This window comes from Leucobacter japonicus, from assembly GCF_001273855.1.
GTDB classification, from domain to species: domain Bacteria; phylum Actinomycetota; class Actinomycetes; order Actinomycetales; family Microbacteriaceae; genus Leucobacter; species Leucobacter japonicus.
The window spans coordinates 119,787-132,352 of sequence record NZ_JHBX01000141.1; the positions used below are offsets into that span (position 1 = coordinate 119,787).

The following is a 12,566-nucleotide window of genomic DNA, read 5'->3' on the forward strand; positions in this document are numbered from 1 at the left end:
GTCGCGTGCGCGGCACCGGTCGCGTGCGCCGCGCACTGTGGTGGGGTGCCGACTACCTCGCTGCGCTGCGGTGGCAGGTCGCGGCTCGCTTCTCTCGCAGCAGCCCAGGTGACTTCCGTTCGGGTGCCGGATCGCCGGTCGTGATCATTCCCGGCGTGTACGAGCCGTGGCGCTTCATGCTCCCGCTGATCCGTCATGTGCACGCACTCGGGCACCCGGTGCACGTGCTCGATCCGCTGCGCAGCAACCGTGTTCCAGTGGTGGATGGCGCGCGCATGGTCGATGCGTTCCTTGCCGCTACTGAGATCACCGATGCCGTCGTGATTGCGCACAGCAAGGGGGGTCTCGTCGGCAAGCACGTGATGGCCTTCGGCGAGCACGCCGATCGGGTGCGCGCAATGGTGGCCATCGCAGCGCCCTTCGGGGGCTCGCGTTACGCGCGACTCATGCCGGGGCGCACGCTGAGAGCGCTGTCGCCGGTTGATCCCACCATCCGCCTCCTGGTGGCGGCCCCCGAGGCCAACGCGCGTATCACGTCCGTCTTCGCGGCCTTCGACCCGCACATTCCCGAGGGTAGCGAGTTGCTCGGCGCGCGCAACGTGCGCATCGACACGGGGGGTCACTTCCGCATTCTCGACCACCCCGAGGTGCTCGAAACGGTGCGCACGGTGCTCGCCGAGACCGGGGGTCGCTGAGCTTATAGTTCACCGGAGGCGCGGAGTGCAACCCGTGCGGGTGATCCCGCAGCCGCGCAGCATTTCTGCGTACCCTGGCGATGATCGGGGGAATCATGAGCGAGAGCAGCGAGCAGCGGACAGACGAACTCAGCGCACCGACGGGTGCGGAGCGCGAGTATCGGGCGATCCCGAGCACTGGCCGGGCAGCGCCCCGGGCACTGGTGCTCGGAGCGACCGGATACCTGGGCGGGCGGCTCGTGCCGCGGCTGCTGCGCGCCGGGTATCGCGTGCGTACGCTGTCGCGCTCGGCGGAGCGCATTCATGCCTTCCCGTGGTCGGGCGAAATCGAGGTCGAGGTGGGCGACGCCGCTGACGCTGATGCCGTGCGCCGGGCCACCGACGGGGTCGACGTCGTGTTCTATCTGGTGCATTCGATGTCGAGCGGCACTGCGTTCGCCGAGCAGGATCGCGAGATCGCCGAGAACGTCGCCGCCCGTGCGCAAGAGGCCGGAGTGCGGCGCATCGTCTATCTTGGCGGGTTGCACCCGGAGGGGGTGCGACTCTCGCCTCACCTGGCATCGCGCAAGGAGGTCGGGGAGATCCTGCTCGGATCCGGGGTGCCGACGCTCGTGCTGCAGGCGGGCGTGGTGATCGGATCGGGCTCGGCGTCGTTCGAGATGGTGCGCCATCTGACGGAGGTGCTGCCCTACATGCCGGCGCCGAAGTGGGTGCGCAACTTCATTCAGCCGATCGCCGTGCGAGACGTGCTCCACTACCTGCTGCTCGCCGCCCGGGCCGACGCCGAGGTGAGTCGTGTGCTCGACATCGGCGGGCCCGACGTGCTGCGCTACGGGCAGATGATGAACGGGTACGCCGTCGAAGCCGGGTTGCGCCAGCGAGCGATCGCTTCTCTGCCGGTGCTGACGCCGAAGCTGGCGTCGCTGTGGGTCGGCCTCGTCACCCCGGTGCCGGCGTCGATCGCGCGCCCACTCGTCGAATCGCTGCAGCACCGGTGCGTGATGAGCGATCACGACGTCGACGCCATTCTGCCTCGGCCGTCGTCAGGTCTGACGCCGTATCGCGAGGCGGTGCGACTCGCACTCGGCCGCATCGAACTCGACGCGATCGAGACGAGCTGGGTCGACGCGCGAGTGACCGCGCCGAGCGAACCGTTGCCGAGTGACCCAGAGTGGGCGGGGCGCACGGTGTTCTCGGATGCCCGTGAACGCGAGTCGAGTGCGACGCCCGAGGCGGTGTGGTCGGTGATCACGCAGATCGGCGGTGAGACCGGGTGGTATTCGGCGCCGCGGCTGTGGGCGCTGCGCGGGTGGTACGACCGGGTGACCGGGGGAGTCGGGCTGCAACGCGGTCGACGCTCGCGAGCTCGGCTCGCCGTGGGTGACGCGCTCGACGTGTGGCGCGTCGAGGCGATCGAACCGAGTCGGGTGCTGCGCCTGCGGGCTGAGATGCGGGTGCCGGGGCTTGCGTGGCTCGAGCTCGGCGTCGAACCCACCGAGCGGGGCTCGCGCTATTCGCAGCGCGCCGTGTTTTTTCCGCGCGGTCTCGCGGGTCGACTGTACTGGCTCTCGATGCTACCGTTCCACGGGCTGATCTTCAGTGGAATGGTCGCGCGCATCGTGTCGATCGCGGAGGGGGAACATGCCCGTCACGCGCGGTGAGCGGCAGGCCTGGCGATCCGCCACCGTGCACCGTCATCGGCGACTGCCTCAGTGCTCGTGTCATCCATGATTTGAAAGTTCCACTGAGTGAGTAGTACAGTGAGTGTGCAATAACTCAACGGTCGAACTCGGGGGAACGGGACAGTGCCGCAGAACATTGTGAAAAATGAATCGGAGCATCTCTATGCGACCGAGCCGCTGGCCGCGGCGGGGAAAGCGCTGGCATCGGCGCTGCTGCGGCTGAGGCGGTCTGAGCACCAGCAGGAGACGCGGAGGATCGGGGCTTCGGGGCTCTCGAGCCTCGACCTCCGCGCACTCCGCTATCTCGTGCAGGCCTCGCGCGACGGCCGCCACATCGGGCCAAAAGATCTGATCGGCATGCTCGGCACCTCGAGCGCCAACGTCACGAACATTGTCGACCGTCTGGTGCGCAAGGGCTTCATTGACCGAGTGAGCCACCCCACCGATCGACGCGCCCATTATCTCGAACCCTCCGACACCGGTCGTGAGCAAGTCGATGCCGTGTTCTCCCGGCATCACGCAGCGCTCGTGGCCGAGATCGATGAGCTCGACCCCACCGAGGCCGAACTGGCCGCGCGGGTGATCGAGCGCCTCACGAGCGCACTCGACGCGCTCGACTGAACCCGGATCGGAGCATCCTCTCATGTCCACACCCGAACCTACCCGGGCCCCCTGGCGTCGCTGGATCGACCGGCTGACGCCCTGGCGGCAACGTCCCAGTGACGAGCCGCGACGGCTCGAACTCGACGATGTCAACGTCGTCGATCGGCCGATGCTCAAGCGCGCCGTCGCCGGCACCGTCGTGGGCAACCTCATGGAGTGGTACGACATCGGCATCTACGGCTACCTCGCCGTGATTCTCGGCCGCGTCTTTCTCCCTGATGCGTCGGCGGGCGCCCAGTCGCTGTTCTCACTCGGCGTGTTCGCCGTGACCTTCGTAGCGCGGCCGCTGGGCGGCATCATTCTCGGTCAGCTCGGTGACCGCCTCGGCCGCCAGAAAGTGCTCGCCTTCACCCTGATCATGATGGCCGCCGCCACGTTCTTGATCGGCGTGCTGCCCGACTTCTCGGTGATCGGCGTCTTCGCCCCGATCCTGCTCATCGTGCTGAAGCTCGCTCAGGGCTTCTCGACCGGCGGCGAGTACGCCGGCGCGACCACGTTCATCACCGAGTACGCCCCCGATCGTAAGCGCGGCTTCTACGCCTCGCTGCTCGACATGGGCTCGTACTTTGGCTTCGCGATCGGCGCCGCCTTCGTATCGGTGCTGCAGCTCACCGTTTCGGCCGAGGCTATGGACGGGTTCGTCTGGCGCGTGCCGTTCCTCGTCGCACTGCCGCTTGGCCTCATCGCGATCTACTTCCGACTCAAGATCGAAGACACCCCCGCATTCCAGGCGGCGCAAGACGCGGCTGAACAGGCGAGCACCGAGGCGCAGGCGGCAGAGAATGCGCCGAAGGGCGTCATCGCCCTCGTCCGTGCATACTGGCGCGAACTGCTCACCGCATTCGTACTCGTCGCCGCCGCAAACACGGTCGGCTACGCACTGACCTCGTACATGCCGACCTACCTCACGGGCACGCTCGGCTACGACGAGACCCACGGCACGCTGCTCACCCTGCCGGTGCTCGTCGGCATGGCGCTCTGCATCCCGCTGACTGGCATGCTGTCGGATCGCATCGGCCGCCGCAAGGTGCTCTTCATGGGCGCCGGCAGCGCGATCGTGCTCGCCGTGCCGGCCTTCCTCTTCATGATGCACGGTGCGAACTGGTCGACCCTGCTCGGGCTGGTGCTGCTCGCCGTGCCCGTGACGTTCTATATCGCGAACCTGGCATCGTCGTTGCCTGCGCTCTTCCCGACGTCGTCGCGCTACGGCGGTATGGGCATCTCGTACAACCTTTCGGTCGCGCTGCTCGGAGGCACCGCGCCCGTGATCATGGAGGCGCTGGTACAGCTCACGGGCACGGCGCTCGCGCCCGCCTTCTACGTGATCGGTACCTCGATCGCCGGCCTCATCGCGGTGTTCGTGCTCAAAGAATCGGCGCGACGCCCGCTGCCCGGTGCGATGCCGAGCGTGCTCACCGAAGAGGAAGCGGTCGAACTCGTCGAGACTCAGGATACGAACCCGGACATCGACCTCGACGAGCTGTTCCCGGAGCGCGTCGCTGACCAAGCCGACGAGCCGCAACCCGAGCCTGAGCCCGAGCGCGCTTAGGCGGTCGAACATGAGCGATCCGGAGCGCACCGCCGACGGCCGATACATCATCGTGCACGGTCGTCGGTGGCGCGCCACGGATCCGGTGCTGCCGCCGCGCCTGGTCGCCGCACTCCGCTCGGAGCTCGGCTCGGCACGCTCGCGCATCGGGCACCTCGACTCCGAGGATGAGCGACGGCCGGTGCGCGATCGCGTGCAGTGGGCAAAAGAAGGCCTCGGCGAACGCGGCACCGCGTGGTGGGAGCTCGCCGAGTCGGAGCGCGTGGCGCGGGCCGAAGACCGGCTGCGCCGTCTGCGGGAGTAACGGCCACCTCCTACCAGTCGGGGCAGGGGTCGGTCGATCCCCTGGCCGATGCAGGATCGTGCAGGCAGGCTCGGAACGTGCGTAGTCCATCGGAATCCACATCGCCGCTGCAGGTCGTCACGCGGCGATCGGTGAATGTGCTGCGACCGATCCTGACCCGCTACCGACTTCTGGTCGCTCTCAAAGCCGCGATCGGTGTGACGGCGGCATGGCTGATCGGGCGGCTACTCCCCATGCCTCTGGAGCAGTACGCGTACTACGCGCCACTCGGGGCACTGCTGGGTGTCGCCCCCACGATCGTGAGTTCGATGCGTACGAGTCTCGAACTGCTGAGCGGCATCGCGATCGGCCTCGTGATCGGGTGGAGCCTCGTCGCCCTCGGTTGGCCCTGGTACGTGCGTGCACCGCTCGCGGCCGGGCTCGGCATGCTGATCGCCGGAGTGCGCAAGCTCGGGGAAGGCCGCGTGTACGTCGCGATCGCTGGTGTCTTTGTGGTGATTCTGGGGGCCGGCGACCCCGAATCGTATGTCGCCGGGTACATCGCCCAGTTCGGGCTCGGGCTCGCCGTCGGCACCCTCGTGAACCTGATCTTCATCCCTCCACTCGCATTCGGGTATGCGCGTGCCCGGGTCGCCGAGTTGAAGACCGACCTCGCGGCTTCCGCCGACGACCTGGCCGAAGTGCTGGGGGCAGAATGGCCGCCGGATCGCGCGGACTGGCTCGACGAGGCGCGCCGGCGGCAGCGCTACGTCGACGAAGCCGAAGCGATGGTGCAGGAAGCTCGAGAGAGCGGGTTCGCGAATCCGCGCGCGCTGTGGCGACGCGACGACGCGAGCGGTGATGACGCCGACATCGAGACGCTGCGCTACGTCGGGCTGCGCATCGCCGATATCGCCGATGCGCTGAGCGGGGCGATGTGGCAGCGGCCGGTCGCGGTCGAGATTCCGGTTGAGGCACTGGAGGTGCTCGGGGACGCACTGCATGCCCTCGCGGAATACTTGCGCGCGTGGAACACCGGCATCGAGCTCGAGGCAGCCCGTGCGGCAGCCGCCGCCGAGGTCGCTGCAGTGGGGGAGGTATTCATGCGCGCGTCGGCCGAATCGGGATTCGGCACGATCGTGTTCGCGCTGCGTGCCTCGCTCGGACGCATCGACGAGCGCACGGCCGGCGAGCAGTAGCGTTCGGGCGTGCGTCGCTTAGAGTCGGCGTCGCCGGCGAGCGGCGAGCGCGAAGACACCGCCGACGATGAAGGCTGCTGCGGCGATCAGGCCGACTGGCACGACCTGCTCGGACGCACCGGTGCGCGCGAGCATCGGGCCCTGCCCGGTGGCCGACGCGTTCGCTTCGGCTGTTGGCGACGGTGGGGCTGTCGGCAGAGCTGGGTCCACCGGGTCTACCGGATCGACGGGGTTCACCGGATCCACCGGCACCGGCAAGCCCGTCACCGCGAGCGTGCCGTCGGGGGCCACAACGGGCACGCTGAGCGTCGCGTTTGACAGTGCGACGCCGACCGCCGAGCCCGAGAACGTGACGCTGCCAGCCGAGGTGCTCGTCGCGCGAGCGTCGGCGGTGTACGCGAGTGTGGCGGTCTCACCAGCGCTGAGGCGCGCCGTCCAGTGCACGGCGCGCCCGTCGATCGTGGCTGCGCCGAGCGACGCGGTGGCATCGCGCAGCGTCGCGCTCGCCGCAGCGGTCGTGACCGCATCGGACGCGAAGACATCGACCGTCGCGTTGCCCGTATTGCGGAGCGTGAGTGTCGTGGCGGCGCTCGCGGTGCCGGTGCCGGTCGCGACGACCGACGTGTCGCGCGTGAGCGTGAGGCCGAGCTCGATGGCGTCGGCCGTCGCCGTGCCTCCCGACCCCGCGAAGTAGGTGAGCGAGGTGAGGCGGCTGACCCCGGTGTCGGTGCCCGTACCCGCGTGCGCGTCGACGGTGCCCGAGGCCACCGCCGTGCCGGTGGCGAACACGCCACGGGCTGCGTCGGGCAATGCGGTGTTCGGGCCGAGGAACAGCACCCCGCCGTCGTCCACGAAATCGAACTGCTGCTCGACCACGAGATAGCCATCTGCGGGCTCGGGAACCGTGACTCCGAAGACCGCATAGCCGGACTGGGAGTCGGTCTCGTCAAGGGTGTAGTCGTCGCCAAGAGTCAGCATTGCGGTCGGGTCAGAGAATTCGGCGAGCGTGTCGGGGAGTGCGTCGAACGCGAAGACACGCGTGCCACCCGAGGTCGGAGCGAGCGTGCCGGGCCACTCCTCGGTGGAGCCGACTCCGACCCACTCGCCGCCGTGCGCGGCGTTCGCCGACTCCGACTCCGCGATGGCGCGCGCGACGAATCGCGGCGCTCCTGCGGGGCCGGTGGTCCAGGTGCCGATGGTGTTCAGAGTGCTCCAGGGCATTCCGGTGATCGGCGTCGAGAGGGGATACGCGGTGCCGCCGATCGTGGCAGTGCCGGTGATCGTCGTCGACGACGGGCCCGCGGTGTCGGTGCCCACGAAGATACCGAGCGTCGCCGACAGGTTCACCACTGACCCGGCGGCTTCGGCGTAGTTGACCGTGATGCGACTGCCGTTCCCTGACACGGCGTACGTCGCGAGCGGCACACCCGCGTCGTCGGTGATCTCGCCGGCTGCTGCGGATGCCGTGAGGCCGGCCGACAGGTCGACCGAGAACGAACCGCCCGGCACCGGCGCCGCTTCAGTCCACGCGACGCGCACTGCCGCGGTCGGAAAGATCGTCGACGGCCAGCTCGGCTCGCCGATAAAGTGCGGCTCGAGCGTCACCGATTCAATCACCGGTTCAGTGTCGAGCGGCGCGGGCGCTGTCGGTGCGGCATCTGCAGGCGTGGTCTCTGCAGGCGTGGTCTCTGCGTGTGCGGCGACGGACGCGAGTGGCCCGCTGAGGGCGAAGGCGGCAACCGCCAGCCCGCCGAACGCGGCAAGAAAACGTGAGCGAACAGCGCGCATGCGGGCCCTTCATCGAGACGGAATCGGTGCGGGATCGCGATCCCCCACATCACCCTAGGGGTCGGGGCGGCGCCCGCGCTAGTGCCCGAGCTATGTGGCTCCCGTGCCCGGCCTCTGTGCGTGGAGCACCGCGCAGGCACCTCACCCCCGCACCCACGTCAGAGGTCCCCACTGCATGCATCCCGCGCGATCGGGGTAACTTCGGACCGGTGCGAAGGCCGTTTGGGGCGCCAACACTGGTCCGAAGTTAGCCCAATCGCAGAAGGTTGGGTCGTGGGCGGCGGGGCGGCGCGGTGCCTACGCCGAGGCGGCGATGCGCACCGACGCCAATTGCTCGGCGCGCGTCGGGGCCACGTGCACGGTGACGAGCTCATCGACGTCGGCGAACTTCGCGAACGCCTCGAGCTCTTCGCGCACACGAGTGGCACCGCCGATCGCGGTGTACTGCATCATGCCGCGGATCTCCCGGCCAGCCGGGGTGTCGATCAGCTGGGAGGCCTCGTCGTAGGTGAGCTCCTGCTCGCGACCGCGTGAGAGGAAACGGCGTACGCGATCCACCTCGGCGCGAGCGAACAGCGTTTCGGCCTCGGCGTCGCTGTCGGCGGCGACCACGTTGACGCCCGCGCTGGCGTAGGGCTCGGGGTGCGCCTCGCTCGGCACGTAGTGGCTCCGGTAGTGGTCGATCGCCGACTTCAGCGCCTGCGGGGCGAAGTGCGAGGCGAACGAGTAGGGGAGCCCGTACTGCGCCGCGAGGCTGGCCCCGAACAGGCTGGACCCGAGGATGGTGAGCGGCACTCGGGTGCCGCGGCCGGGGTAGGCATTGACGGCGGTGCGCGGCAGCTCGTCAGAAAGATAGCGCTGCAACTCGGCGACGTCGTTCGGGAAGCTCTCGGCCGCCTCGTATGTGCGCCGCAGCGCGCGGAAGGTGGCGCCGTCAGAGCCCGGTGCCCGGCCCAGCCCGAGGTGGATGCGCCCGGGGTGCAGTTCTGCGAGCGTACCGAACTGCTCGGCGATGACGAGCGGCGAGTGATTCGGCAGCATCACGCCTCCGGCGCCGAGCCCGATGGTGTGCGTCTGCGAGGCGATGTGCGCGATGAGCACCGACGTCGCACTCGAAGCGATCGACGGCATGTTGTGGTGTTCTGCGTACCAGATGCGCGTGTAGCCGCCGGACTCCGCAAGCTGAGCGATCTCGACCGAGTGGCGGAACGCGTCCGCGATGGTGCCATCCGCTTCGACGGTGGCGAGGTCCAGAATCGACAGCGGGGTTGCACTCATAGTGAATGCAACCCCGCTGTCGGTGGGTCTATTCCGCCCGTGCGGCGGAGCGCTCGCGTTACTCGGCCGGGTCGATGATCGAGAGCAGCAAATGGCCGTTCGACACGGTCTGGCCGACCGGCGCGTCGACGCCCGCGACGATGCCGGAGCGGTGCGCGTAGATCGACTGCTCCATCTTCATCGCCTCGAGCACCACGATGAGATCGCCCTCGGCGACCTCCTGACCCTCTTCGACCGCGAGCTTCACGACGGTGGCCTGCATCGGTGCGGTGACGCTGTCACCGGCCGACGCGGCGATGCCGGCGCCCTTCGCGCGGCGCGGCGCGGGCCCGCGGGTGACCTCCTGGTCGACGAGCGGCAGCAGCGTCGCCGGCATGGTGACCTCGACGCGGCGACCCTCGACCTCGACGGTGACGGTGCGGCGCTTCGCATCTTGAGCGATCGGGGGCACTTCGCCCTCCCACGGCTCGATGTCGTTGTCGAACTCGCTCTCGATCCAGAGCGTGTAGACGCCGAAGGTGCCGTCGGGTGCCGTGAATGCGGGATCGCGCACGATCTTGCGGTGGAACGGCAGCACCGTAGGCAGGCCCTGGATCTCGAATTCGTCGAGCGCGCGGCGCGAGCGCTCGAGCGCTTCCTCGCGCGTCGCGCCAGTCACGATGAGCTTGCCGAGCATCGAATCGAACGCGCCTGAGACGACGTCGCCCGAGGTCACGCCCGTGTCGATACGCACACCGGGGCCCGATGCGGGCTTGAAGAGCGAGACGGGGCCGGGAGCGGGCAGGAAGCCGTTGCCCGGATCTTCTCCGTTCAGACGGAACTCGAAGGAGTGGCCGCGGGGCTCAGGGTCGCCGTACTCGATCACGCCGCCCTCGGCGATGCGGAACTGCTCGCGCACGAGGTCGAGGCCGGTGACCTCTTCCGAGACCGGGTGCTCGACCTGCAGGCGCGTGTTGACCTCGAGGAACGACACGGTGCCGTCTTTCGCGACGAGGAACTCGCAGGTACCCGCGCCGACGTAGCCGACCTCCTTCAAGATGGCCTTCGACGCCGCGTAGAGCTTCTCGTTCTGCTCCTCGGTGAGGAACGGTGCGGGCGCCTCTTCCACGAGCTTCTGGTGGCGGCGCTGCAGCGAGCAGTCGCGGGTCGAGACGACCACGACATTGCCGTGCGCATCGGCGAGACACTGCGTCTCGACGTGGCGGGGCTTTTCGAGGTACTTCTCGACGAAGCACTCGCCGCGGCCGAAGGCGGCGACGGCCTCGCGCGTGGCCGATTCGAAGAGCTCGGCGACTTCGTCACGCTCGTAGGCGACTTTCAGACCGCGACCGCCGCCGCCGAAGGCAGCCTTGATGGCGATGGGCAGGCCGACCTCGTCGGCGAACGCGAGCACCTCGTCGGCGTTCTGCACCGGGTCGCTGGTGCCGGCGGCGAGCGGGGCGCCCACCTTTTCGGCGACGTGGCGGGCCGAAACCTTGTCGCCGAGGCGCTCGATGGCGTCGGGGCCGGGGCCGATCCAGGTGAGGCCCGCGGCGATGACCGCACGAGCAAAGTCGGCGTTCTCGGCGAGGAAGCCGTACCCGGGGTGCACGGCGTCGGCGCCCGAGCGGCGGGCGACGCCCAAAATCTTCTCGATCACGAGGTACGTGTCGGCGCTGGTGGTGCCGTTCAGGGCGTAGGCCTCGTCGGCGAGCTGCGCGTGGAGCGCGTCGCGATCCTGATCTGCGTAGACGGCGACCGAGGCGATGCCGCTGTCTGCGGCGGCTCGGATGATGCGGACGGCGATCTCACCGCGGTTGGCGATGAGCACTTTACGAATACGCGACATGAGGTACAGCCTATTCGAGCGGTGCGGTCATCCCTTGGATATATCGCACAAACCTTTTCGTGAAACGTTACCGACGGCCACAGCGTGCGCGGATGTCGGCGGTGGCCCATAGGGTGTTGGCATGGACGTCGCGATGACTCTGGCCGAACGCCAACGCCGTACCCTGCTCCGTGGCGGTGGCTGGTATCTCGCGGGGGCGGCGGTGATGCTCGGGTGGTTGCTCGCGTGGCTCATCGCGCTGCCGCGGCTTTCGCCCGAGGTCATCGCGCAGACCTCGTTCTTTCACCTCGTGGCGACCTCAGTCATGCTCATCGGGTTCGTCATCGGCCTCGTTCTGCTGCTGCGAGATCAGCAGGCGTTCACCCCGCGGCTCGTCGCTTCGATGTCTGCCACCCCGGCCGCGACCGCCCCGGTGCCGGCGAAGCTCGTGCGCATTGTGCCCGCCCGCGGAAAACGCACAGTGCATCAGCTGCTGTACGCCGTGCACACGGAGCGCGGGGTCGTGCCCGTCGCACTCGCCTTGCCCGCGGCCGCGGTGCTCCCACCGACCGACTCCGGCGCGTGGTTGGTCATGGACCCGGCCCGACCCGACATCGCCCACTACGCGACGCTCGCCGACCCGGCGCAGCACGCCACGGCGCTCCAAGATCCCGCGCTCGCTCGGCTGACTCGAGTGCAGCGCGGCCTCGCGATCCCGGGCCGGGCCTCCCTCCCGCTCGTCTACGTCGGTCTGGGGGTGGCCGCACTCGCGTTCGCAGTGTTCACGATCTGGTTGACTACTGCGGCGTCATAAAGGGTGTGGAATCGGAGCGCATCCCGATAATCTGTGAATCGTGGCCGCGGATGAGTGGTCGCAGTGCAGACCCGATGGAGGATCCGATGGCCAGCAAGAACGAACTCGACGACCTGCTCAGCCAGGTTCCCACCGCCGACCTCGCCGCCAAGTTCGGCGTCGATGAGGCCACCATCGATGCGGCTGTGCGCCAGGCGCTGCCGGGTCTCGTGGGCGGCCTCGCCGTCAACGCCAGCGACGAGCAGGGCGCGGCGAAGCTCGCCTCGACGCTCGAGAAGCACGCTCCGCAGCAGGGAACGATCTCCCTCGATGCGATCGATGAAGCCGATGGCGAGAAGATCGTGAAGCACGTGCTCGGTGACAAGAAAGATGACGTCGCGCTCGCACTCGGCTCGAACTCGGGCAACTCGGTGATCTCCGGCCTCATCCCGCAGCTCCTCCCGCTCCTCGCTCCGATCGTGCTGCAGTTCCTCTCGGGCAAGGTCGGCGGTCAGACCTCCACCGTTGCCACGAATGATGGCGGCGGCCTCGGCGGCGTGCTCGGCAACTTGCTCGGCGGCGTGCTGGGCGGCGGCTCGGGCAACGCCCAGCAGTCCTCGGGTGGCGGCCTGGGCGATCTGCTCGGCGGCGTGCTCGGCGGCGGCTCCGATTCGAAGCAGTCGTCCGGTGGCGGCATCGGTGATCTGCTGGGCGGCCTGCTCGGCGGCGGCTCCGATTCCAAGCAGTCTTCAGGCGGCGGTCTCGGCGACCTGCTCGGTGGCCTGCTGGGCGGCAAGAAGTAGCCGACCCAGTTCAGAGTGACCAGCGA

At 68.7% G+C, this 12,566-nt stretch carries 11 protein-coding genes; 8 read left to right on the forward strand and 3 right to left on the reverse strand.

The window, feature by feature from the left end:
• The first annotated feature begins 5 nt into the window (after positions 1-5).
• The 6 genes from AMS67_RS13645 to AMS67_RS13670 all read left to right on the forward strand — a co-directional run bounded on the left by AMS67_RS13645 (position 6) and on the right by AMS67_RS13670 (position 6,071).
• Positions 6-695: an esterase/lipase family protein gene (locus AMS67_RS13645; RefSeq protein WP_241488088.1), complete on the forward strand. Its 690-nt coding sequence runs from the start codon at positions 6-8 to the stop codon at positions 693-695.
• A 95-nt stretch (positions 696-790) separates the two neighbouring features.
• The gene (locus AMS67_RS13650; protein WP_053387861.1) at positions 791-2,356 is read left to right on the forward strand and encodes an SDR family oxidoreductase; all 1,566 of its coding nucleotides are present in this window, start codon (positions 791-793) and stop codon (positions 2,354-2,356) included.
• Between the two features lie 144 nt (positions 2,357-2,500).
• Entirely contained in the window at positions 2,501-2,998 is a 498-nt protein-coding gene (locus AMS67_RS13655) for a MarR family winged helix-turn-helix transcriptional regulator (protein ID WP_053387862.1), read from the forward strand.
• A gap of 22 nt (positions 2,999-3,020) precedes the next feature.
• Positions 3,021-4,589: an MFS transporter gene (locus AMS67_RS13660; RefSeq protein ID WP_075201396.1), complete on the forward strand. Its 1,569-nt coding sequence runs from the start codon at positions 3,021-3,023 to the stop codon at positions 4,587-4,589.
• Positions 4,590-4,599: 10 nt separating this feature from the next.
• Complete coding sequence (locus AMS67_RS13665; RefSeq protein ID WP_053387863.1) at positions 4,600-4,893, forward strand: biopolymer transporter Tol; 294 nt, start codon at positions 4,600-4,602, stop codon at positions 4,891-4,893.
• A 77-nt stretch (positions 4,894-4,970) separates the two neighbouring features.
• Positions 4,971-6,071, forward strand: a complete 1,101-nt coding sequence (locus AMS67_RS13670; RefSeq protein WP_053387864.1) for an FUSC family protein — start codon at positions 4,971-4,973, stop codon at positions 6,069-6,071.
• 18 nt (positions 6,072-6,089) lie between these two features.
• Here AMS67_RS13670 and AMS67_RS13675 read toward each other — a convergent pair whose 3' ends face one another.
• From AMS67_RS13675 to AMS67_RS13685, 3 genes are all read right to left on the reverse strand, one after another.
• Positions 6,090-7,859, reverse strand: coding sequence for a hypothetical protein (locus AMS67_RS13675; protein WP_053387865.1), 1,770 nt, complete (start codon positions 7,857-7,859; stop codon positions 6,090-6,092).
• A gap of 297 nt (positions 7,860-8,156) precedes the next feature.
• Positions 8,157-9,137, reverse strand: coding sequence for an LLM class flavin-dependent oxidoreductase (locus AMS67_RS13680; protein WP_053387866.1), 981 nt, complete (start codon positions 9,135-9,137; stop codon positions 8,157-8,159).
• 58 nt (positions 9,138-9,195) lie between these two features.
• Positions 9,196-10,965: an acetyl/propionyl/methylcrotonyl-CoA carboxylase subunit alpha gene (locus AMS67_RS13685; RefSeq protein ID WP_053387867.1), complete on the reverse strand. Its 1,770-nt coding sequence runs from the start codon at positions 10,963-10,965 to the stop codon at positions 9,196-9,198.
• Positions 10,966-11,086: 121 nt separating this feature from the next.
• Between AMS67_RS13685 and AMS67_RS13690 the strand changes: the two genes are divergently transcribed.
• Positions 11,087-11,758 (forward strand): hypothetical protein, encoded by a 672-nt coding sequence (locus tag AMS67_RS13690; protein ID WP_053387868.1) that lies wholly within the window; start codon positions 11,087-11,089, stop codon positions 11,756-11,758.
• 86 nt (positions 11,759-11,844) lie between these two features.
• Positions 11,845-12,540, forward strand: coding sequence for a DUF937 domain-containing protein (locus AMS67_RS18115; RefSeq protein WP_075201397.1), 696 nt, complete (start codon positions 11,845-11,847; stop codon positions 12,538-12,540).
• Positions 12,541-12,566: the final 26 nt, after the last annotated feature.